This is a genomic window from Arenimonas sp. MALMAid1274, assembly GCF_049195245.1.
In the GTDB taxonomy this organism is placed as follows: domain Bacteria; phylum Pseudomonadota; class Gammaproteobacteria; order Xanthomonadales; family Xanthomonadaceae; genus Arenimonas.
This window is the reverse complement of the sequence record NZ_JBMIRR010000023.1, coordinates 166,199-187,293: the sequence shown is the minus strand read 5'-3', so window position 1 is coordinate 187,293 and position 21,095 is coordinate 166,199. Positions and strand designations below refer to the sequence as shown.

Annotated in this window: 18 protein-coding genes; 9 read left to right on the top strand and 9 right to left on the bottom strand. The window is 70.0% G+C overall.

The window, feature by feature from the left end; all coding sequences use genetic code 11:
• The 4 genes from ACOQFR_RS04250 to ACOQFR_RS04235 form a co-directional block, all read right to left on the bottom strand.
• Nucleotides 1-1,275 carry a WD40/YVTN/BNR-like repeat-containing protein gene (locus tag ACOQFR_RS04250; protein WP_421378900.1) on the bottom strand — a complete coding sequence of 425 codons (1,275 nt, stop codon included), beginning with the start codon at nucleotides 1,273-1,275 and terminating at the stop codon, nucleotides 1-3.
• 88 nt (nucleotides 1,276-1,363) lie between these two features.
• A complete protein-coding gene (locus ACOQFR_RS04245) occupies nucleotides 1,364-2,728 on the bottom strand; it encodes a DUF1329 domain-containing protein (RefSeq protein ID WP_421378898.1) in 1,365 nt (454 codons plus the stop codon).
• Between the two features lie 19 nt (nucleotides 2,729-2,747).
• On the bottom strand, nucleotides 2,748-4,775 hold the full coding sequence (locus ACOQFR_RS04240) for a DUF1302 domain-containing protein (protein ID WP_421378896.1): 2,028 nt from the start codon (nucleotides 4,773-4,775) through the stop codon (nucleotides 2,748-2,750).
• A gap of 226 nt (nucleotides 4,776-5,001) precedes the next feature.
• On the bottom strand, nucleotides 5,002-5,886 hold the full coding sequence (locus ACOQFR_RS04235; protein ID WP_421378894.1) for an NAD-dependent epimerase/dehydratase family protein: 885 nt from the start codon (nucleotides 5,884-5,886) through the stop codon (nucleotides 5,002-5,004).
• A 153-nt stretch (nucleotides 5,887-6,039) separates the two neighbouring features.
• Between ACOQFR_RS04235 and ACOQFR_RS04230 the strand changes: the two genes are divergently transcribed.
• The 7 genes from ACOQFR_RS04230 to ACOQFR_RS04200 are packed head-to-tail and all read left to right on the top strand — an operon-like array spanning nucleotide 6,040 to nucleotide 13,308.
• Nucleotides 6,040-8,874, top strand: coding sequence for a monovalent cation/H+ antiporter subunit A (locus ACOQFR_RS04230; RefSeq protein ID WP_421378892.1), 2,835 nt, complete (start codon nucleotides 6,040-6,042; stop codon nucleotides 8,872-8,874).
• Nucleotides 8,874-9,242 carry a Na+/H+ antiporter subunit C gene (locus tag ACOQFR_RS04225; RefSeq protein ID WP_421378890.1) on the top strand — a complete coding sequence of 123 codons (369 nt, stop codon included), beginning with the start codon at nucleotides 8,874-8,876 and terminating at the stop codon, nucleotides 9,240-9,242. The genes ACOQFR_RS04230 and ACOQFR_RS04225 overlap by 1 nt, the downstream gene beginning before the upstream one ends.
• Nucleotides 9,239-10,777 (top strand): monovalent cation/H+ antiporter subunit D, encoded by a 1,539-nt coding sequence (locus ACOQFR_RS04220; protein WP_421378888.1) that lies wholly within the window; start codon nucleotides 9,239-9,241, stop codon nucleotides 10,775-10,777. The genes ACOQFR_RS04225 and ACOQFR_RS04220 overlap by 4 nt, the downstream gene beginning before the upstream one ends.
• Entirely contained in the window at nucleotides 10,777-11,262 is a 486-nt protein-coding gene (locus ACOQFR_RS04215) for a Na+/H+ antiporter subunit E (protein WP_421378886.1), read from the top strand. Before ACOQFR_RS04220 ends, ACOQFR_RS04215 begins: the two co-directional genes overlap by 1 nt.
• A 50-nt stretch (nucleotides 11,263-11,312) precedes the next feature.
• A complete protein-coding gene (locus tag ACOQFR_RS04210; RefSeq protein ID WP_421379154.1) occupies nucleotides 11,313-11,555 on the top strand; it encodes a K+/H+ antiporter subunit F in 243 nt (80 codons plus the stop codon).
• Nucleotides 11,552-11,926, top strand: coding sequence for a Na+/H+ antiporter subunit G (locus tag ACOQFR_RS04205; protein WP_421378883.1), 375 nt, complete (start codon nucleotides 11,552-11,554; stop codon nucleotides 11,924-11,926). The genes ACOQFR_RS04210 and ACOQFR_RS04205 overlap by 4 nt, the downstream gene beginning before the upstream one ends.
• Entirely contained in the window at nucleotides 11,923-13,308 is a 1,386-nt protein-coding gene (locus tag ACOQFR_RS04200; protein ID WP_421378881.1) for an SLC13 family permease, read from the top strand. The genes ACOQFR_RS04205 and ACOQFR_RS04200 overlap by 4 nt, the downstream gene beginning before the upstream one ends.
• Before the next feature lie 114 nt (nucleotides 13,309-13,422).
• Here ACOQFR_RS04200 and lpdA read toward each other — a convergent pair whose 3' ends face one another.
• The 4 genes from lpdA to ACOQFR_RS04180 form a co-directional block, all read right to left on the bottom strand.
• Nucleotides 13,423-15,267, bottom strand: a complete 1,845-nt coding sequence (gene lpdA, locus ACOQFR_RS04195) for a dihydrolipoyl dehydrogenase (RefSeq protein WP_421378879.1) — start codon at nucleotides 15,265-15,267, stop codon at nucleotides 13,423-13,425.
• Nucleotides 15,268-15,307: 40 nt separating this feature from the next.
• Complete coding sequence (locus ACOQFR_RS04190) at nucleotides 15,308-16,219, bottom strand: carbon-nitrogen hydrolase family protein (protein WP_421378877.1); 912 nt, start codon at nucleotides 16,217-16,219, stop codon at nucleotides 15,308-15,310.
• Complete coding sequence (locus ACOQFR_RS04185; protein WP_421378875.1) at nucleotides 16,219-17,610, bottom strand: dihydrolipoyllysine-residue acetyltransferase; 1,392 nt, start codon at nucleotides 17,608-17,610, stop codon at nucleotides 16,219-16,221. Before ACOQFR_RS04185 ends, ACOQFR_RS04190 begins: the two co-directional genes overlap by 1 nt.
• Before the next feature lie 265 nt (nucleotides 17,611-17,875).
• Nucleotides 17,876-18,613, bottom strand: a complete 738-nt coding sequence (locus ACOQFR_RS04180; RefSeq protein WP_421378873.1) for a DUF2884 family protein — start codon at nucleotides 18,611-18,613, stop codon at nucleotides 17,876-17,878.
• Between the two features lie 231 nt (nucleotides 18,614-18,844).
• On the opposite strand from ACOQFR_RS04180, the gene ACOQFR_RS04175 reads away from it, so the two are divergent.
• Entirely contained in the window at nucleotides 18,845-19,456 is a 612-nt protein-coding gene (locus tag ACOQFR_RS04175; protein ID WP_421378871.1) for an OmpW/AlkL family protein, read from the top strand.
• 60 nt (nucleotides 19,457-19,516) lie between these two features.
• Here ACOQFR_RS04175 and ACOQFR_RS04170 read toward each other — a convergent pair whose 3' ends face one another.
• The gene (locus ACOQFR_RS04170) at nucleotides 19,517-20,050 is read right to left on the bottom strand and encodes an EF-hand domain-containing protein (RefSeq protein ID WP_421378869.1); all 534 of its coding nucleotides are present in this window, start codon (nucleotides 20,048-20,050) and stop codon (nucleotides 19,517-19,519) included.
• Between the two features lie 169 nt (nucleotides 20,051-20,219).
• Here ACOQFR_RS04170 and ACOQFR_RS04165 point away from each other — a divergent pair, with 169 nt between their 5' ends.
• Entirely contained in the window at nucleotides 20,220-21,095 is an 876-nt protein-coding gene (locus ACOQFR_RS04165; protein WP_421378867.1) for a hypothetical protein, read from the top strand.

Genomic DNA, 21,095 nt, shown 5'->3' with positions numbered 1-21,095 from the left:
TCACTTCGGGCGGTACAGGTCGGCGCCCTTGTCGCCGATCACGAGATAGCCGGCGTCGTCCAGCGGCAGCACGCCCGACAGCAGCGGCGTCTCGCCGCTGGGCATCGCGTGGGCCGTGGCCACCAGCGGCGAATCGCCGTCGGCCCGCGTCAGCACGGCGCCGTTGGCACCGACCAGGATGGCGCCGCCGTTGGGCAGCGCGTAGCCGCCCATCAGGCTGGTGGTGATGCCGGTCTCGACGCGGGTCCAGGTGTCGCCCAGGTCGCGCGATTCGTACACGTTGCCGCGCAGGCCGAACACCAGGATGTGGTCGTCCTGCCAGGACAGCACGCCGAACATCGAGCCCTCGTAGGGCAGGCGCTTGCTGGTCCAGGTCTCGCCGTTGTCGCGCGAGCGCAGGAAGGTGCCGCGCTCGCCGGCGATCACCAGTGCGCCGGAGCCGGCGCGGGCGATCGCGTTGAGGTGCGGGTCGGACTCGGCGTCCAGCGCCAGGTCGTCCTCGCTGAAGGTCCACTCGTCGCCTTCGGCGGCGGTGTCGGCCGCCTCGTCGGCGACCGGTTCGGCCTCGGCCGGCGCGCTGGCCGCGGCGTTGTCGCCGAAGGGGCTGCGCGGGGTCCAGGTGACGCCACCGTCGGTGGTGACCAGCATCAGGCTGTAGGCGCCGATCGCGAAGCCATGGGTGGCGTCGGTGAACAGCAGGTCCATCACCGGCACGCCTTCGCTGGGATCGACCAGGTCGTAGCTCCAGGGCGAGGCGCGGCGGCGGGTCCAGGTCTGGCCGCCGTCGGTGGAGTGCACGATCACGCCGTCGTGGCCGGCGGCCCAGAGCACACCGTCGGCGGTGGCAATGGAGGTGAGCGTGGCGCGGGTGGGAACGGCGGCCTGCTTCCAGGTCTTGCCGTCTTCCGAGGACAGCACGTGGCCGCGTTCGCCAACGGCGAAGTAGCCGGCATTGGTGCGCACGGCGTCGAGCAGCAGCGATCGGCTGGCGCGCGGCAGCATCTCGGCGTCCAGCAGGGCGGGATCGACGGCGGCCGGCTTAGCGGCGGCGGCGGCGGGTGCGGCAGCGGCCTCGTCGGCCGGCGCGGCCATGGACGCGTCCGCGGGCATCGCGGTCTCGTCTTCGGCGGGAATTTCGGGGGTGGTTTCGGTGGCGGCCTCGGCCGGCACGTCCCCGGCGGGCGCCGCATCGGGCGACTGCGCCGACAGCGGTAGCGCCAGGGCCAGCAGCAGGGCACCGGAGAGGTGCGTGCCGCGGATCTTCGGATTGCGCATCGTTTCCTCCTGCGTGCCCCGGGCTCGCGGCGGGCCCGGAACGCCGCCGCGCCCTTTCGGGCGCGGCGGGTGGTTCAAACAGCTTGGATCAGCGGACGCCCGCGGTACGCAGGTTCTGCGGCGAGTAGTTCGCCGGAGTGCTCTGGTAGCCGAAGTCGCGCGGCTTGTCCTCGTTGTCCAGCAGCATGGTGATGTAGCGGCCGGACTTGAGGTCGTGGTGGGTCTCGAGGGTGGACCAGAAGGTCGGCACCTCGTAGTAGTTCACCGACGGCGCGTCGGAGTAGCGCCACAGGTTGCCCTGGCCATCGTAGTGGTCCATGGTCAGGATCTGCCAGCTGTCCTCGTCCACGTAGAAGGTGCGGCGGCTGTTGATGTGGCGCTGGCCGGCCTTGAGCTTGGCCTCGACCACCCACACGCGGTGCAGCTCGTAGCGCATGTAGTCGGGGTTGAGGTGGCCCGGGCGGATCAGGTCACGGACCTTGGTCTTGTCGGAATGGGCGCGGTAGGAATTGTAGGGAACCAGCATTTCCTTCTTGCCCACCAGGGTCCAGCTGAAGCGGTCCATGGCGCCATTGAACATGTCGGTCATGTCGTTGGTGCGCAGGCCGTCGGACGCGGTGCCCGGGTTGTCGTAGGCGACGTTCGGGGCGCGGCGCACGCGGCGCTGGCCCGGGTTGTACACCCACGCCTGGCGCGGAGCCGCCTTGGCGTTCAGCGTTTCGTGCACCAGCAGCACCTGGCCGGCCAGGCGCGCCGGACCGAGCACTTCCTGCTTGAAGTACAGCAGGATGTTGTTGATGTTCTCGGTGGTGTTGCCCGGCTTGTAGTACAGGCCCAGGATTTCCTCGCGCAGCTTGATCAGCGTGAACGCACCGCCGGCGGTCGGAGCCGCCTGGTTGGAGTAGCTGATCACCGACAGGCCCTTGTACTTGAGCTTGTGGTTCCAGATGACTTCATAGGCGTTCTGCGGGATCGGGAACGGCACGCCCTCGGCGCAGTTCTGGATGCCCTCGCCGTCCGCCACCAGGCGGCACTGGGTGGCGTTGCGCTTGGAGAAGTCGTACGTGCGCTGCGGGAACGAAGCGCTGCGGCGGGTCGGGTACACGTCCATGCGGAAGGTCGGGTACTTGGCAAACATCGCCTTCTGGCCGGCCGACAGCACGTTGGCGTACTGCGCCTGGTTGGCGCGGGTGACCGAGTACAGCGGCTTGTCGGCCGCGAACGGATCGACGTGGAAGGTGCCGACGCGGAAGCCCGCGGGCGGACGGACGATGCCGCCCTCCCAGGCCGGGATGGTGCCGGCGGCGTTGCCGGCCTTCTCGGCGCCGACCGGGGTCAGCGTGGTGCCGAGCTTGGCGGCTTCCTGGGCACTGACGGCCGCCTGGGCCACGCCGGTGGCAAGTACCACCGCGCCGACCAATGCGGTCAACGCGTATTTCTTGTTGATTTTCATCCTCTGCCTCCCTGTGGCGTCAGAACGAATACTTCACGGTGAAAGACGCGAAGTCGCGGTCGTGGATCTGGTTGAACTGCTCGGCACCCATGAACTGGGTGTAGCTCAGGTCGAAGATCCACTGGTTGAGGTAGTTGGCTTCAACGCCGAGGGTGAGCGACTTGCGATCCTCGAGGAAGTTGCCGCCCGGTCCCGGGGTGATGCCGTTGACGTCATGGTTGAACGCCAGGCGCGGCGACAGCGTGAACGGGGTGCCGAAGACGCTGGAGTAATCGGCGCGGGCCGCCAGGCGATAGCCCCACGAGAACGAGGTCGGGAAGCCGCCGGTCAGCGTCTCCGGATTGCGCAGGCAGCCGAACAGCGCGCCGCCCGGCGCCGGGAAGCCGGCCGCCGCCACGTCGGCGACATCGCAGCCGCCGCCGGTGTCGGTGCCTTCACCTTCGTAGCGCAGCTCGGACTGGTTGGGCAGGTCCCAGACCTCGGTGGCGCCGAACTCGGCAACCACGGCGATCTGGTCGGCGCCCGCCACCTGGGCGAAGGCCTTGGTGAAGGTCATCTGGATCTGGCTGATCTCATGCTCGCGCCAGCCGCGGACTTCCTGGCCCAGCGCGAACTGGCCGAGCTGGCTGTTGAAGCGCAGCGCGGGAACCGGAATGAACGGGTTGAGCGGGCTGAGCGCGGCGAACAGCAGCTCGACGTCGTCCACCTGCAGCGGGGCGTTCGGACGGTGGCTGATCTCGCCCTGCCAGGCGACGCCGCCCGGCAGCGTGGTGTTCCAGCTCATGCCGAACATCTGGATGTCTTCCGGATACTCGACGAAGAAGCGGCCGCTGGCGGCGCCCACGGTGGGGTTGTTGACGGCGCGGCCCGAGAGCAGCGGCACGCGGCTGTGGTAGTTGAGGAAGTAGAAGCCGAACTCGGTCTCGTTCAGCGCCTCGGCGTACCAGCGCAGCGCCAGGCCGAACTGGCCCTCGTCGCTGGCGGCACGGTCCTCGATGCGGCCCACGGCGTTGCCGCAGCCGATGGCGATGATCTGGGTGGCCGTGGCGGCGCCGTAGATCGCCGAGAGGTCGGCGAAGCGGTCGCTGGTGGCGAAGCCGGCGGGACCGGCGTAGCAGGTGCTGAAGAAGCGCTCGGGGTTGTAGACCGGCTGCGGCGTGGTGCCGAAGCCCAGCATCACGTAGGTGCCGCCCGGGGTGCCGAAGTCGTTGGCACTGAAGTAGGTGCCGGCCGCGTCGACTTCGATTTCCTCGAACTCGAACATGTACAGCGCCTCGAGGGCGACGTTCTCGGACAGGTTGATCGAGGCCCAGGCCATGTCGATCGGCAGGAAGGCTTCCTTCAGCTCGGCGCCGGCCACGCGCAGCGCGGACAGGTCGACCGGGTTGATGACGTTGATGCCGTTCTGGATGAAGGTGCCTTCGCCCCAGCTGACCACCTGGCGGCCGACGCGGACGGTGCCGCCCAGCGCGCCGTCGTCACCGAGGGTGAAATCCTTGAACACGAACGCATCAAGCATGCGGAAGCGCTGGCCGATGCGGTCCTGGGCGATGTCGGTCAGGTCGTCGCGGCCTTCGTTCTCGAAGTCGTGGAAGAAGGTGGCGCGGGCGAACGCGCCCCAGCTGCGCCAGTTCAGGCTGATTTCCGAGGTGATCTTGACGGCGCTGGAGATGGCGTCGCCCTTGTCGTACTTGAGGTTGCCGTCGTCGCGGTTGGCCGAGAAGCGGCCCGGCGCGGCCAACTGGGCCGGCGCGCCCGGCACGCCGCCGGTGCTGGTGCAGCGGCCGGGGCCGACGGGAATGGCGCCGAGCGGGAAGTTCTGCGCGCACAGCAGCGGGTCGAACCAGGACTTGGCGATCAGGTCTTCGTCCTGGTCGTCCACGCGCCAGGAGTAGCCGTAGGACACCGTGGTGTCGAGGCTGCCGGTGAGCTCGCCGCGCGAGAACTCGAACGCCTGGGCGGCCGGGGCCACCAGCAGCGCGAGGGCCACGGCGGCGGCCAGCGGGGCACGAGCGGCCAGCCCGTGGTGTGCATGCAGTTTCTTCATGGTGGATCCTCGGGTCAGTGCGGGCTGTGCGGAATTTGGAGCACCGCCGGCGGCGGCGGGCGGTAACGACGTCGCGGTGCGCGTCGCATCGGAATCGTTCTTCATGGCGTTCTGGCTCCCCCCAGACTCTAGAGCATTTCCTCTAGGGATATTAAATGTTCGTTAGGAAAAGGCAATGCTCCCGCGTATGGTCCCGTCGGCCAGGGGCCGATGGTGCGCCGCAGCATCAACCCGGGAACATCTCCGGCCCGGGCTGGAACCCGCGTGGTTGCAGCGCCAGCGCCCGCCGGGCCGGCTCCGGATCGACCCACAGGTCCTGGTCCAGCCGGGCCAGCACGCCCTCGCCGGAGGCGGCCAGCCGGCCGCTGTGGCGCAGGATCCGGACCCCCGTACGGAACAGCGGGCCCGGCAGACGCAGCAGCCTGGCCCCGGGCGCGCCGGCGGCCAGGGCGCGCCCGACCATCGTGTCGAAGGGCAGCGCTTCCCCGCCCGGCAGGTCGAAATGGCCCGCCACCGGCCGCGGCGATCGCAGGGCCGCCAGCACCGCGGCCGCGACGTCGTCCACGTGCACGGGCTGGCGCAGTCCGGCGGCCCGCGTGGGCAGGGGCAGCCAGCGCCAGCGCCGGGCCAGGGCCACCAGGCGGCTCAGGTTGCGGTCGCGGCCGTTGCCCCAGACCAGGGTGGGCCGCAGCAGGGTGAGCGGGCAGCCGCGCTCGGCGCAGGCCTGGGCGAGCCGTGCCTCGGCCTCGGCCAGGGTCCGCGCCAGCGCGCGCTCGGCGGGATCGGGCGAACCGGGCTTGCTGTGCACGCTGGTGGAACCCAGGGCCACGACGCGCACGCCGGACGGACCCTGCGCCTGGTACCAGTGCGAGAACGCATCGAGCGGACCGAGGCTGGCCACCGCGGCAATCGCGTCCGGGGGCGGCGCGATCTCTTCGAGCCGACCGCGAAGCCAGCGCAGCCGGGGCGCATCGGCGTGACCGTGGCGCGACACGGCAACGATCCGCGGATCGCTGTCGCGCCACGCGGCGCGCAGTGCGTCGCCGACTTGTCCGCTGAGGCCGAAGACCAGCCAGCCAGGGCCCTCATGCGGGCGGGAAGTATTCTCCATGGCCCGAGCATAGCGGCCGCGACACCACCTTGACCCGTCGCGTCGCAGGCATGGGTTAGACTCGGGGGACATCGTCGCCCCGTACGGGATGACACCCACCGACCGCCGGCCTGCGCGAACACCCGCACGCCGCCGCCCCCGGCAAGGACCACGATGCTCGAGGCACTGTTAGCCCTTCCCTTTGTGCTGGCCCTGGTGATCTGGCGGCTTCCGGCCGACCAGCGCCGGCTGTCGGCCTGGCTGGCGGCGTCTGCGCCGGTGGCCGGCCTGGTCATCCTGGCGCTGTACACGCCGGCCGTGATGTCGGTGCAGATCGTGCGCAGCTACACCGAGTGGGTGCCGGCGCTTGGCCTGGCGTTTTCGCTGCGGCTCGACGGCCTGGCCTGGATGTTCGCGGGGCTGGTGCTGGCCATCGGCGCGCTGATCGTGCTCTACGGCGCCTACTACCTCAGCGCGCGCGACAACATGCCGCGCTTCTTCGCGCTGCTGCTGTTCTTCATGGGCTCGATGCTGGGCATCGTGGTGGCCGGCAACCTGCTGCTGCTGGCGGTGTTCTGGGAACTGACCAGCATCAGCTCCTTCCTGCTGATCGGTTTCTGGAGCCATCGGGCCGACGCCCGCGACGGCGCGCGCATGGCCCTGGTGCTGACAGGCGCTGGCGGCCTGGCGCTGCTGGGCGGCGTGATCCTGATCGGCCGCATCGTCGGCAGCTACGAGCTGGACGTGGTGCTGGACGCAGGCGCCCAGATCCAGGCCAGCCCGCTCTATCCGGCCGTGCTGGGCCTGGTGCTGCTGGCGGTGTTCACCAAGAGCGCGCAGTTCCCGTTCCACTTCTGGCTGCCGCAGGCGATGGCGGCGCCGACGCCGGTGTCGGCCTACCTGCATTCGGCCACGATGGTGAAGGCCGGCGTGTTCCTGCTGGCCAGGCTGCACCCCGCCCTCTCGGGCAACGACCTGTTCCTGTACGTGGTGAGCGGGGTCGGCGCCGTAACGCTGCTGGTGGGCTCCTGGCACGCGATCTTCCAGCACGACACCAAGGGCCTGCTGGCCTACTCCACCATTTCGCACCTGGGCCTGATCACGCTGCTGCTGGGCCTGTCCACGCCGCTGGCGGTGGTGGCGGCGCTGTTCCACATCATCAACCACGCCACCTTCAAGGCCTCGCTGTTCATGGCCGCCGGCATCATCGACCACGAGACCGGCACCCGCGACATGCGGCGCTTGGGCGGACTGCGACGGCTGCTGCCGATGACCAGCGCGCTGGCGATCGTGGCCAGCCTGGCGATGGCGGGCATTCCGCTGCTCAACGGCTTCCTGTCCAAGGAAATGTTTTTCGCCGAGGCGCTGGCGATCAAGGGGCACGATGCCTTGCGCACCCTGGTGGCGCTGGCGGCACTGCTGTTCGCGATCTTCGGCATGGCCTACAGCCTGCGCTTCGTGCACGACACCTTCTTCGGCGAGGGCCCGCGCGACGTGAAGCGCGAGGTGCACGAAGCGCCGCTGTTCATGCGCGTGCCGGTCGGCCTGCTGGTGCTGGCCTGCCTGGCGGTCGGCGTGCTGCCCGGGCCGCTGCTGGGTCCGACCCTGGCGGCGGCGTCGCGCGGCGTGATCGGCCCCGAGCTTCCCGAATACAGCCTGGCCGTCTGGCACGGCATCAACACCCCGCTGATGATGAGCCTGGCGGGCGTGGCCGGCGGCCTGCTGCTGTACCTGGCGCTGCGGCGCCGGTTCGACCTGCACGCGATAGAGAAGAAGCCGCGCGGGCGCCAGCTGTTCCGGCTCAACATCGATTCGCTGTTCAAGGTGGCCAAACGTGTCACCCATGCGGTGGCGAACGCCAGCCTGCAGCGCAGCCTGCTGCTGCTGGTGCTGGTGGCGATCTCCGCCGGCGCCGCGCCGTTCTTCGTGGACGGCGCCGACCTGTCCTGGCCGGAGCCGGGCAGCGGCATCGCCCACCCGCTGGGCCGGCTGGGCTGGGTGCTGTGGCTGATCATGGCGGGCTGCACCTTGCTGACGCTGCGCCAATACCGGCAACGGATCACCGCAGTGATCGTGATGGGCGGCGTGGGCCTTGCGGTCAGCATGACCTTCGTGGCGCTGTCGGCGCCGGACCTGGCGCTGACCCAGCTGCTGGTCGAGCTGGTGACGCTGTCGCTGCTGCTGTTGGGCATGCACTACCTGCCCAAGGATTCCCCGGTCGAGCGCTCGGGCTGGCGCCGCGCGCGCGACGGTGTGGTGGCGATCACCGCAGGCGCGGGCGTCGGCGCGCTGGCCTACGCGATGATGACGCGGCCAACCATCGGCATCGCCGATGAACTGCTGTCGCGCTCGCTGCCCGAGGCCTGGGGAGCGAACGTGGTCAACGTGATCCTGGTGGACTTCCGCGGCTTCGACACCTTCGGCGAGATCACGGTTTTCGCGATTGCCGCGCTTGTCGTGCACGCGATGCTGCGGCGCGCGCGCATGGCGCCCGAATACGTGATCGCTGGTCCTCCCACGAAGCTTCCGGTACCGGCCGACCTGGCACAGGTGCTGTTCCCGCTCACGCTGACGGTGTCGATATTCCTGTTCCTGCGCGGCCACAATGCACCCGGCGGCGGCTTCATCGCCGGCCTCACGCTGGCGGTGCCGCTGCTGATCCAGTACGTGGTGCAGGGCGCGCATTCGGTGGAGTCCCGCTTCGGCTTCAACTACATCCGCCTGGTGGGCGTGGGCCTGCTGGTGGCCACGCTGACCGGCGCCGCGGCGATGCTGGCCGGCATGCCCTTCCTGGGCAGCGGCCACTACGACCTGGAACTGCCGCTGCTGGGCACGATCCCGCTGGCCAGCGCCGCCGCCTTCGACCTGGGCGTGTACCTGGTGGTGTTCGGCGGCACCATGCTGATCCTGTCGATGATGGGAACGATCAAACCGTCGCGCCGCGAACGCTCGCGCGGCGGCGTGGTCGAACCGGGCCAGCGCTCGGTGCTGACGGGGGAGCCGGCCTGATGGAACTCGCCCTGTCCAGCGCCATCGCCCTGCTGGTCGCCGCCGGCGTCTACCTGATGCTGCGCGCCCGCAGCTTCGACGTCATCCTGGGCCTGACCCTGCTGTCGTACGCCACCAACCTGCTGATCTTCTCCAGCGGCCGGCTGGCCGCGGGCAAGCCACCGGTGCTGCGCCCGGACGTGGGCGCCTCGCTGGCCAACCACACCGACCCGCTGCCGCAGGCCCTGGTGCTGACCGCTATCGTGATCGCGTTCGCGATGACGGCCGTGGTGATCGTGCTGGCCATCCGCAGCCGCGCCGACAACCACAGCGACCACGTGGACGGCCAGCTGGGCCGCGCCCGCGACCACGAAGGGGACGCGCCGTGAACCACCTGCCGGTGCTGGCCATCCTGGTGCCGCTGGTGGGCGGCGCGCTGTCGCTGTTCGTCGAACAGCAGCGCTACGGCATCGTGCTGCAGCGCGCGGTGGCCTGGGCCTCGACCCTGGCCACGCTGGCGGTCGCGCTGCTGCTGCTGGGCCAGGTGAACGACCAGGGCCTGCTGGTCTACCTGCTCGGCGACTGGCCTTCGCGCCTGGGCATCGTGCTGATGGCCGACCGGCTGTCGGCGCTGATGGTGCTCACCACGGCGGTGCTGGGCTCGGCCTGCCTGCTGCACGCCTGCTCGGGCTGGGACCGGCGCGCGCCGCACTTCCACGCGCTTTTCCAGTTCCAGCTGGTGGGACTCAACGGCGCCTTCCTCACCGGCGACGTGTTCAACCTGTTCGTGTTCTTCGAGGTGATGCTGATCGCGTCCTACGGGCTGCTGCTGAGCGGCGGCCGCGGCGTGCGCATGCGGGCGGGCCTGCACTACGTGTCGTTCAACGTGGCCGCGTCCACGCTGTTCCTCATCGCGCTGGGCCTGGTGTATGGCGTGTTCGGCACGCTCAACATGGCCGAGCTGTCGGCCCGCATCGCGGCGCTGCCGGCGCAGGACCTGCCGCTGGCCAAGGCCACGCTGGGCCTGCTGCTGGTGGTGTTCTGCGCCAAGGCCGCGCTGCTGCCGATGTACCTGTGGCTGCCCGACACCTATGCGCGCGCGCCGGCGGCGGTGGCCGCGCTGTTCGTGATCATGACCAAGGTGGGGCTGTACGCCAGCCTGCGCGTGGGCCAGCTGCTGCTGGGCGAACCCGCGGGCGCGCTGGCCGGCTATGGCCAGGACTGGCTGCTGGCGGGTGCCGCCGGCACGCTGGCGCTGGGCGCCCTGGGCGTGCTGGCCGCCTCGCGCCTGCGCGCACTGTCGGCCTACCTGGTGGTGGTGTCGGCGGCAACGCTGTTCATCGCCTTCGGCCTGGGCGTACCGGCGATGCTGGCGGCCGGCCTGTTCTACCTGGTGCACAGCACCTTCGTGGTGGCGGCGCTGTTCATGATCGCCGACCTGGTGCGGCGCGGCCGCGGCGACGAAAAGCGCGACCTGGCGCATCCGGTCACCTCGCCCGAGGTGCGCCGTCTGGCCGGGCTGATGTTCCTGTTCGCGGCGATTTCGGTGGCCGGTCTGCCGCCGCTGTCGGGCTTCATCGCCAAGCTGGCGATGCTGCAGGCGGTGCCCGCCGCGCAGGTGGGCTGGGTCTGGACCCTGGTGCTGGTCACCAGCCTGATGGTGATCGTGGGCCTGGTGCGCGCAGGCAGCAACCTGTTCTGGCGTACGCCGCCGCAGGAAGCCGCGGCCGCGCCTGGCCGCACCGCGGGTTCACGCCCGGTCGAGACCGCCGCCACCGTGCTGCTGCTGGCGCTGGGCGTGGCGATGACGGTCGGCGCGGCACCGGTGATGGGCTACATGCAGGGCACCGCGGCGCAGCTGATGGCGCCGGCCGACTACGTCAACCAGGTGCAGTCCACCCTGCCGGCGAAGAGGAAGCCCTGATGAAGCGCTGGTTCCCTTCGCTGCCGCTCACCGCGACCATCATCGTGTTCTGGATGCTGATGTGGGACGGCATCGATCCGGCGCACCTGGCGCTGGCGGTGGTGCTGGGCATCACCATCCCGCTGTTCGCGACCCGGCTCGACCGCGAGTTCGCGCGCATCGGCAGCCTGCGCGGCGTGCCGCGGCTGCTGGCGCACCTGGCCTGGGACATCGTGGTGTCCAACATCGAGGTGGCGCGGCGCGTGCTGGGGCGCGAGCGCGACATCCATCCCGGCTTCCTGTGGTACCCGCTGGACCTGCAGAACATCCACGGCATCGCCGCGCTGACCAGCATCATCACGCTGACCCCGGGCACGCTGACGGCGTCGCTGTCGGAGGACCGCAAGTACCTGCTGATCCATGTGTTCAACCTGGGTGATCCCGAGCAGCTGGTCGCCGGCATCAAGCAGCGCTACGAACACGCCCTGATGGAGATATTCCCGTGAACGGAAACCTGCTGGGCGGCGGACTGCTGGAGGCGGCGATCGTGGCGGCGATGTTCGCCGTCAGCGTGGGCATGCTGCTGGCGCTGTGGCGCCTGCTGCGCGGCCCGACGGTGCCCGACCGCATCCTGGCCCTGGACACGCTAAGCGTCACCGCCATCGCCGAGCTGGTGCTGCTGGGCATGTACCTGAAGTCCTCGATCTATTTCGAGGCCGCGCTGCTGATCGCGATGCTGGGCTTCGTGGCCACGGTGGTGCTGAGCAAATACCTGGTGCGCAGGGATATCGTCGAATGAACCTGGTGATCGAAATCGTGCTGGTGCTGCTGCTGGCGGTGGGCAGCTTCTTCGTGCTGGTCGGGGCCTTCAGCCTGGTACGGCTGTCGGAGTTCTTCAAGCGCCTGCACGGGCCGACCAAGGCCAGCACGCTGGGCGTGGGCTGCCTGCTGCTGGTCTCGGTGGGCTACCACGCCTACGTGGGCTCGGACCCGCAGCCGCGCGAGCTGCTGATCACCGCGTTCCTGTTCATCACCGCGCCGATCAGTGCGCACCTGATGGCCAAGGCGGCCCTGGCCCTGCGGATGGACGACCTGCCGCAGCTGCCCGGCCAGGCCGAGGACACGCACGTGCCCGATCGCCCGGACCACGGCCCCGACGGGCGCTCGTGAGCTTCTCGCCGGCGCTGACGCGGTTCGCGCTGACAGCCGGCCCGCTGCTGGCGATCGCGCTGTACCTGCTGCTGGATGCCCGCGGCACCGAGCATGTGCTGGCGGTCACGGTCGCACTGACCGCCTGGTGCGCGCTGTGGTGGGTGCTGGAGCCGGTGCGGGGACCCGTGACCGCGCTGCTGCCGCTGGCGGTGCTGCCGGTGACCGGCGTGCTGGACGCCAAACAGGTGGCGCAGAGCTACGGCCACGAACTGATCCTGCTGCTCGGCGGCGGCTTCATGCTCTCGCGCGCGCTGGAGCGCAGCGGCGCGCACCGGCGGCTGGCGCTGGGCATGGTGCGCGCCTTTGGCGGCGGCAGCGGGCGCAGCCTGCTGTACGGCTTCATCGCAGCCACGGGCCTGATCAGCATGTGGATATCCAACACGGCCACGACGCTGCTGATGCTGCCGGTGGCGCTGGCGATCCTGGAATCGTACCCGGACAAGCGCCTGCATGCGCCGCTGATCCTGTGCATCGCCTATGCGGCCAGCGTGGGCGGTCTGGGCACGCCGATCGGATCACCGCCGAACCTGGTGTTCATGCAGGTCTACGCCGAAACCACCGGCACCCGCTACGGCTTCCTGGACTGGATGATGATCGGCGTGCCGGTCGTGCTGGTCTTCCTGCCGCTGATGGCGGTGTGGCTGGGGCGCGGGCTGGCGGGCGCGCCGGCAGCCGTGCTGCCCGACAGCGGACCGTGGACGGTGGCCGAGAAGCGCGTGCTGTGGATCTTTGGACTGACGGCGGCGGCGTGGGTGTTCCGCAGCGATCCGTTCGGGGGTTGGAGCGCGCTGCTGGGCCTGCCCGGCGCCAACGATGCCAGCGTGGCGCTGCTGGCGGTGGTGCTTCTGTGCGTGGTGCCGGACGGCCGCGGCGGGCGCCTGCTGGACTGGGAGACGGCGGAGAAGATTCCCTGGGGCGCGCTGGTGCTGTTCGGCGGCGGCATCGCGCTGGCGGCGGCGTTCCAGTCCTCGGGCCTGAGCAATGCCGTCGCCGACAATCTGTCCGGACTCAGCGCGCTGCCGCTGCCGCTGCTGCTGCTGGGCATCGTGGGCGGCGTGGTGCTGCTGTCGGAGATCGCCAGCAACACGGCCACGGCCGTGTTGCTGATGCCGATCCTGGCGGCGACCGCCGTCGCGGTGGGCGTGGACCCCGCCCTCTTCATGTTCCCGGCGGTGCTGGCGGCCAGCGTGGGCTTCATGCTGCCGGTCGCCACGGCGCCCAACGCGATCGCCTACGGCAGCGGCCAGGTCAGTTCGGAACAAATGCTGCGCGAGGGCGCGATGCTGGACCTGGTTGGCGTGGCGGTGCTGTGCGCGGTTTGCTGGTTCGCCTTCGCCTGAGGCCGGCGCGGAGATTACGTACCAGGTATGTTTTTCCGGGGTGGGGCGCGTCGTAAACCGCCTGATCTTTTCCGGAAAAACATACCTGGTACGTTCGCTTCGTCGGCCTTCAGGTCACTTCTTGCGGGGAATGTAGAGGTCGGTGATGCTGCCGTCCTGGATCTCGGCCGCCATGCCCACCGATTCGCTCAGCGTCGGATGCGGGTGGATGGTGTGGCCGATGTCGCTGGCCTCACAGCCCATCTCGATGGCCAGGGCGAGTTCGGCGATCAGGTCGCCCGCACGGACGCCGACGATGCCGGCGCCGATCACCCGGTCGGTGTGCTCGTCGAAGATCAGCTTGGTGAAGCCCTCGGTGCGGCCGATGCCGACCGCGCGCGCCGAGGCCGCCCACGGGAATTTCGCCACGCCCACCGCCAGCCCCTTGGCCTTGGCCTCGGTCTCGGTGACGCCCACCCAGGCGATTTCCGGATCGGTGTAGGCCACCGACGGAATCACCCGCGCCACCCACTCCTTCTTCTCGCCCGCGGCCACTTCGGCGGCCAGCTTGCCTTCGTGCGTGGCCTTGTGCGCCAGCATCGGCTGCCCCACCAGGTCGCCGATGGCGAAGATGTGCGGCACGTTGGTGCGCATCTGGCGGTCCACCGGGATGAAGCCGCGCTCGGTGACGGCCACGCCCGCCTTGCCGGCCTCGAGCTTGCCGCCGTTGGGCACGCGGCCCACGGAAACCAGCACGCGCTCGTAGCGGGTCTTCTCGGGCACCGAGTCGCCTTCGAAGCTGGCGTGCAGCGCGTCCTTCTTCGCGTCCACCTTCGCGACCTTGCAGCCCAGGTGCACGGCGACGCCGCGCTTGCGCAACAGGTCGGCCAGCGGCTTGACCAGGTCCTTGTCGGCGCCGGGCATCAGCTGGTCCATGAATTCGACCACCGTCACTTCGCTGCCGAGCGCGGAATACACGCAGGCCATCTCCAGGCCGATGATGCCGCCGCCGACCACCAGCAGCGTCTTCGGGATATCCACCAGCAGCAGCGCGTCGGTGGAGTCCATCACGCGTGCGTCGTCCCAGGGGAACCCGCCCAGCTTCACCGGCTGCGAACCGGCCGCGATGATGCACTGCTCGAACCGGACCAGCTTGACGCCCTCGGACGTGCGCACTTCCATCTCGTTGGCGGAGACGAACTGGCCGGTGCCCGTGACGGTGCGCACCTTGCGCTGCTTGGCCATGCCGGCCAGGCCGCGCACCATCTGCGCCACGGTCTTGTCCTTGTGCCCGCGCAGCTTGTCCAGGTCGATCTTCGGCGTGCCGAACTCGATGCCGAAATCGGCGGCATGCTTCGCTTCCACCAACACTTCGGCCGCGTGCAGCAGCGCCTTGGACGGAATGCAGCCGACGTTGAGGCAGACGCCGCCCAGCGAGTCGTAGCGCTCGACCAGCACGGTGTCTAGGCCCAGGTCGGCCGAGCGGAATGCGGCGGTGTAGCCGCCCGGACCCGAGCCCAGCACCAGCATGCGGCACTCGATGTCGGCCTTGCGGCCGCTGCCCGCGGCGGCGGCGGGCGCGGGTGCGTTCGCCGGCGCTCCCGACGACGCGGACGGTGCAGACGCCGCCGCCGGCTTGGCGGCTTCCGCTGCCTTGGCAGGCGGCGTCGGACCCGCGCCCGCGCTGGTCGAGGCGGTCGCAGGCGCCTTTCCATCCGTGGCGGCAGCCGCTTCGCCCTCGCCCGCGTCGGCCAGCGCAATCACGTCACCGGCCGACACGGTGTCGCCCACCTTCACCTTCAGCGCCGTGATGACGCCGGCGGCACTGGCCGGCACTTCCATCGTCGCCTTGTCCGATTCCAGCGTGACCAGGCCCTGGTCCTTCTTCACGTTATCGCCCACCGCCACCAGCAGTTCGATCACCGGCACGTCGTGATCGTCGCCGAGGTCGGGCACGCGCAGTTCAATCGTCTTGGCCATGGTCTACTCCGGGGTCCGGCGCTCGCGCGGCGGAAGGGTTTCAGGTCTGGTGGCGCCAGCTGGCATACAGCTCGGGCCGGCGGTCCATCAGGTTTTTCACGGTGCCGCCGCGGCGCGCGTCCTGCAGCGCGGCCAGGTCGAGGTCGGCGAAGATCATCTGTTCGACCTGCGGCGCGGCCTCGGCCGCGATGCCTTCGGGGGCGAACATCACGTCGCAGGGCGTGTACACCGCCGACTGTGCGTACTGGATGTCGAAGTTGGCGACGTTGGGACAGTGGCCGACGTTGCCGGCCGCCACCACGTAGACCTGGTTCTCCACGGCGCGCGCCTGGCTGGAATAACGCACGCGCAGGTGGCCGCTGCGCAGGTCGGTGCAATAGGGCACGAACAGCAGCAGCGCGCCCTGGTCCACCAGGTGCCGCCCCAGCTCGGGGAACTCGCTGTCGTAGCAGACGAGGATGCCGATCGGCCCGGCGTCGGTGAGGATCACGTCGGCGCTGTCGCCGCCGTCCACGGCCCAACTGCCCTGCTCGCTGGGCGTGATGTGCAGCTTGTCGCGCCGGTGCAGGCGGCCATCGCGGGTGGCGACGTAACAGATGTTGCGCAGCGTGCCTTCGGCGGTGCGGGTGGGATGCGTGCCGCCGATCACGTTGATGCGATGGTCCTGCGCCAGCCGCTGCAGCAATGCAGTGAACTCCGGGGTGTGCCGCGTGAGCTGGTCGACGGCGGCGGCAGGGTCCAGCCGCTGCGGGCTGGCGCTGAGCAGCTGCAGCGTGAACAGCTCGGGGAACAGCACGAAGTCGGCGCCATAGTCGGCCGCCACCCGCACGAATTCCTCCACCTTCGCCGCGAACTCGCCAAACTCCGCCACCCGGTGCTGCCCGTACTGCACCGCCGCCACGCGCACGCGCGCCGGCGGATGGCCGGGAATGACCGGCAGCGGCTGCGGCATCAGAGCAGCAGCCGGCGCAGGTCGCCCAGCACCTGGGCCAGGTAGGCGGTGAAGCGCGCGGCGGCGGCGCCGTCGATCACGCGGTGGTCGTAGCTCAGGCTCATCGGCAGCATCAGCCGAGGCGCGAAGTCCTTGCCGTCCCACACGGGCTTCATTGCGCTGCGCGACACGCCCAGGATGGCCACCTCCGGCGCATTGATGATCGGCGTGAAGTTGGTGCCGCCGATGCCGCCCAGCGAGCTGATCGAGAAGCAGCCGCCCTGCATGTCGGCCGAGGACAGCTTCTTGTCGCGCGCCTTGGCGCTGATCTCGCCCAGCTCACGGGCCAGGTCGAGCAGGCCCTTGCGGTCGGCATCGCGGATCACCGGCACCACCAGCCCGTCGGGCGTGTCCACCGCGATGCCGATGTTGAAGTACTGCTTGAGCACCAGAGTGTCGCCGTCGAGCGAGGCGTTGAAGTTAGGGTACTTCTTCAGCGCGGCCACCGCGGCCTTGATCAGGAACACCAGCGGCGTGACCTTCGCGTCCTTGTTCTCCTCGCCCAGGCGCTTGCGGAAGGCCTCCATCTCGGTGATGTCGGCTTCGTCGTGCTGGGTGACGTGCGGGATCATGGCCCAGTTGCGCGCCAGGTTGGCGCCGCTGAGCTTCTGGATGCGGCTCAAAGGCCGCGCCTCGACCGCGCCGAACTTGGCGAAGTCCACCTTCGGCCACGGGATCAGGTCGAGGCCGCCGCCACCGCCGCTGCGCGCGCCACCGCCGCCGGCCAGCGCGGCCTTGACGAAGTTCTGCACGTCTTCCTTGCCGATGCGGCCGGCACGCGCGGTGCCGGTGACCTGCGACAGGTCCACGCCCAGCTCGCGCGCGAACAGGCGCACCGCGGGGCTGGCATGCGGCACCTTGCCCGGCAGCAAGGCATCGGCATCGAAGGCGACCGGCGGCGTGCGCGTGGGCGCGGGCGTGGCCGCAGCGGGTGCGACCGCCACCGGCTCGGGCCGGGCGGCCTTGGATTCCGCGGTGGCGGGGCCGGTCTCGGGGGCGCCGGCCGGCACGGGTGCGGCCTCGGCGGGCGTGGCCGCCGCCGGAGCGGCCTTGGCCGCAGCTGCGGTCTTGTCCGCCGACGGCGCGCTGGCCTTGGCGTCGGGCGCGTCGCCGGTGGGTTCGATCAGGGCCACGACCGAGCCTTCGGAAAGTTCGTCGCCGACTTTGACCTTGAGTTCGCGCACGATGCCGTCGAACGGCGCCGGCACTTCCATCGTGGCCTTGTCCGATTCCAGCGTGACCAGTCCCTGGTCCTTCTTCACCGCGTCACCGGGCTTCACCAGCAGCTCGATCACGGGCACGTCCTTGTCGTCGCCGATATCCGGCACGCGCGCTTGCATCAACTCGGCCATGGTCATACCTGGTTCGGGCAAGAATGCCTGGCCCTATTCTCGCCCCGTTCGCGGCCCGGGGCCAAGCTGCCGGACCGGGCCGCTCGTCAGGCCAGGCCGATGTCCTTGGACAATCCGGCACCGCATGGTGCCTGGCAAACGTGGCGGACCTTCGCTTCCGCGGCGACACCGGCGCAACAACGCAAAAAAATCCCCCGGAGGGGACCGGGGGTCTTGGGGAGCGCAAACACTCTGGGCGCGCGTGCTGTTCGCGCCCGGGCGGGGTTCAGTCGCTACCCGAGCGCAAGAGGTCCAGGCGTTCGCCGTTGGGCAAACGGTAGTCGAACTTTGCTTCCAGCCGGTCCAGCGCGGCGAAACGGTCGCACAGGGCCTGGGCACGGAGGCCCAGCGCTTCGGCGCGCGGTTCGATGCGGCGTTCGATTTCGCGTTCGAGCTTGTTGGCGCGCGATTCCAGCGCCTCGGCGCGGCGGGTGTCGCCGCTGAAGGCGGCCGCCAGCGCCGCCTGCACGATGTCGCCAACCAGGGCCGGCACCAGTTCGGCCACGGCCGTGCCGACCGCATCGCCGATCACGTCGCCGTTGAGCGCGGCCGCGGGCGTGGCGCGCAGTTCGCGTTCGACTTCGCGGCGCGCATCGGCCAGTTTCGCCACCGTCTTGTCGCCGTCCTCCGACAGCGCGCGGGCCACGTCCGACAGCGCGAGGAAGGCGATCTCCACCGCCTCCAGCGCCACCGACTGCACTTCCGGGGCCAGCGCCTGCACTTCGCCGGCGAACTGCAGCAGGCGGGCACGGTCGGCCGCGCCGAGCGCGGCCGGCTGGCCGTCGATGTAAAGAACGCCGGCAGCCAGGCGCACGCGGTGGTCGGCGCCGTCTTCACTGGTGAAATCGATGCGGCCCGCGTTGAAGCTGACGTCGTAGCGGCTGCTGACGTCGCAGTCGAGATTGCGCGCCTGGCTGCTGCCGGCGGCGAGGGCAAGGGCAAGGAACAGGGCGGCGCGCTTCATGGAACTCTCCGTGGCTTGCCAGTGGGATGCCCAGCTTCGGCGAAAGGTTGCGTGCCGGCCTGTGCCGTAAGGCCACCGTGACTTAAGTCATGGACCCTCAGCCTGCGAAGAAGTTCCCCGGGCGTGTCGGTGTTTCACCCGGCGTGGACGCGAAACTCACCGCGGCTAGAACCCAGGCTTCGCACGATGCGCCGGCCGGTACCCCGCCGGTCCCCTGAACAGGAGCACCCCATGTCCCGCCTTGCCCTGATGACGATCGGCCTTGCCGGTCTGTTTGCCGCCGCGTCCGCCCAGGCCCAGCAGTTCACCGCCACGCTGGGCTACCAGAACACCGATCCCAAGTCTGACAACGGCACGCTGGCCGGTGCGGATGCCAGCGTCAACGACGACTGGAGCCTGACGGGCAGCGCCGCCTATGGCTTCAACGACAGCTGGTCGGTCGAGCTGTGGAGCGGCCTGGCCAAGTACGAACACGACGTGTCCCTCGCCGGCCTGGGCACCATCGCCAGCGTCGAGCACCGTCCCACCACGCTGAGCGTGAACTACCACTTCCTGCCCGAGTCGAGCTTCCGGCCCTTCCTCGGTGTCGGCTACGGCTGGGTCAACGTCAGCGGCGAGCGCACGCGCGGCGCGCTGGCGGGACTGGGCATCGACGGCGACAACGCCAACGGACTGAGCCTGACCCTGGGCGCCGACTGGTACCTGAGCGAGAACTTCTTCCTGCGCGCGGACGTGCGCAAGATCGACTTCGACACCGAAGTGACGGTGGAAACGCTGGGCAACGTCGGCACCGCCGAAGTGGATCCGCTGATCTACGGCATCAGCGCCGGCTTCCGCTTCTGATCGCGAAAAAAAAGGGGCGGCCCCCCGGCCGCCCCGTACCGCAAGCCACCCGTTTCGGAATCAGCTCCCGGCGCGCTCGGCGCGGCGGGCCTGCATGTTGGCGCGCTGCCAGGCCTTGAGTTCGTCCTTGGCCAGCTGGCCGTCCTTGTTGGCGTCGATGACCGCGAAGTTGTCGCTCCAGCGCGGCATCTTGGTGCCCAGCTCGGCGCGGCTGATCGCGCCATCGGCGTTGTCGTCCATGCCCTTGAACAGGCCACGCTGGTAGGCCATGTGGCCCCGCATGCGCTTGCCGTGCTTGCCCATCTTGGCGCGCATGGCGGCCAGCTCGGTCTTGTCGAGCTCACCGTCGGCGTTGGCGTCGATGCGCTCGAAGTTCCTGGTCAGGCGTTCGCCGAAAGCCTGGGCCTCGACGCGGTCGAGGCGGCCGTCGGCGTCCTTGTCGGCTGCGGCGAAGCGGGCATCGGCCTTGGCCTGCCACTCGGCACGGCGGGCTTCGTGTTCGGCGCTGCGAGGCTGCGACGCGCCACCGGCCTGGGCCAGGACGACGCCGCTGGCCAGGACCAGGGCCAGGGTGGTGAGGACGGGCTTGAACATGGCGATCTCCGTGCTGGGCGGTCCATTCCGCCCGTGACGACAAGAACGCGGGCACCGGCACGCGGTTGACGCACAGGCCCGCCCGGCCGTGGGTCCGTTCAGCTTCCGGCGGCTTGCCGTCCGCCGTGCGCTGGTTCATCGTCTGGCCGACCCGCCGACGGAGCTCCCCATGAAACGCGCGCTTCCCCTGCTTCTCATCGTCCTGATGACCGGTTGCCGCGAAGAGTCGCCCGCTCCGGCCCCATCCACCCCCGAGCCTGCGGCCGTGTCACCCGACGCCCCGGCGGAGCCGACGGCAGCCGCGACGTCCGCCGCGCTGCCCGTCCCCGGCCAGGTGCCGCGCGCCTTCCTGTGCCGCGGCAACGAGCCCTTCTGGTCGCTGGACATCCGTGCCGACAGCGCCCTGCTCAAGACGCCGGAATCGGAAGCCGATTTCGACGGCGAGCTGCTCGCAGGCAGCGGCGGCAGCTTCCGCTTCCAGGGCAGCGTCGACGGTGCGCCGGACGAGATCGTCGAGGCGCTGGTGTCGCCGGCGCAGTGTTTCGACACCATGGCCGACGGCCCGGCTTCGCCGTTCTCGGCGCAGGTGTCGCTGCCCGATGGCCGCGCCGGATCAGGATGCTGCACCGCAGAGTTCGGCCTCGATCTTGCGAATGCGCCCGTCTTCGACGCCGCCGCGCAGGGGCCGGACGACTGGTCGCGGCATTGGCCCGACCTGGCCGATTCGATCGGGCACTGCGCGCGCGATGGCGGCGTGGCGACCGACGTGATCACCACGGCGTGGCCGATGAACCGCGGCAAGGCGGTGGTGCGGCTGCGCGACACCGGCCAGGCGCGTTTCGACTGCCGCGTGGACCTGGGCACCGGCAAGATCGAGGCGGTGTCGGCCGTGCCGGAAGGCGAGCTGCAGCCGGGCGAGGCCCAGCCCGTGTTCATTCCCGCGCGCCAGGGACCCCCGGTGCTGGACTGTGGCCAGGTGCAGCGGGTCATGGTCGGTGGCGATGCCGTGGTGGGCTACCTGCACTACACCGCCGGCTGCGGCTGA

Bases quoted from the DNA above. Each gene is read 5' to 3' on its own strand.
- ACOQFR_RS04250 (WP_421378900.1), bottom strand. From the start codon at position 1,275: ATGCGCAATCCGAAGATCCGCGGCACGCACCTCTCCGGTGCCCTGCTG.
- ACOQFR_RS04215 (WP_421378886.1), top strand. From the start codon at position 10,777: ATGAAGCGCTGGTTCCCTTCGCTGCCGCTCACCGCGACCATCATCGTG.
- ACOQFR_RS04190 (WP_421378877.1), bottom strand. From the start codon at position 16,219: ATGCCGCAGCCGCTGCCGGTCATTCCCGGCCATCCGCCGGCGCGCGTG.
- ACOQFR_RS04210 (WP_421379154.1), top strand. From the start codon at position 11,313: ATGTTCGCCGTCAGCGTGGGCATGCTGCTGGCGCTGTGGCGCCTGCTG.
- ACOQFR_RS04180 (WP_421378873.1), bottom strand. From the start codon at position 18,613: ATGAAGCGCGCCGCCCTGTTCCTTGCCCTTGCCCTCGCCGCCGGCAGC.
- ACOQFR_RS04240 (WP_421378896.1), bottom strand. From the start codon at position 4,775: ATGAAGAAACTGCATGCACACCACGGGCTGGCCGCTCGTGCCCCGCTG.
- ACOQFR_RS04245 (WP_421378898.1), bottom strand. From the start codon at position 2,728: ATGAAAATCAACAAGAAATACGCGTTGACCGCATTGGTCGGCGCGGTG.
- ACOQFR_RS04230 (WP_421378892.1), top strand. From the start codon at position 6,040: ATGCTCGAGGCACTGTTAGCCCTTCCCTTTGTGCTGGCCCTGGTGATC.
- ACOQFR_RS04225 (WP_421378890.1), top strand. From the start codon at position 8,874: ATGGAACTCGCCCTGTCCAGCGCCATCGCCCTGCTGGTCGCCGCCGGC.
- ACOQFR_RS04165 (WP_421378867.1), top strand. From the start codon at position 20,220: ATGAAACGCGCGCTTCCCCTGCTTCTCATCGTCCTGATGACCGGTTGC.
- ACOQFR_RS04185 (WP_421378875.1), bottom strand. From the start codon at position 17,610: ATGGCCGAGTTGATGCAAGCGCGCGTGCCGGATATCGGCGACGACAAG.
- lpdA (WP_421378879.1), bottom strand. From the start codon at position 15,267: ATGGCCAAGACGATTGAACTGCGCGTGCCCGACCTCGGCGACGATCAC.
- ACOQFR_RS04235 (WP_421378894.1), bottom strand. From the start codon at position 5,886: ATGGAGAATACTTCCCGCCCGCATGAGGGCCCTGGCTGGCTGGTCTTC.
- ACOQFR_RS04175 (WP_421378871.1), top strand. From the start codon at position 18,845: ATGTCCCGCCTTGCCCTGATGACGATCGGCCTTGCCGGTCTGTTTGCC.
- ACOQFR_RS04205 (WP_421378883.1), top strand. From the start codon at position 11,552: ATGAACCTGGTGATCGAAATCGTGCTGGTGCTGCTGCTGGCGGTGGGC.
- ACOQFR_RS04170 (WP_421378869.1), bottom strand. From the start codon at position 20,050: ATGTTCAAGCCCGTCCTCACCACCCTGGCCCTGGTCCTGGCCAGCGGC.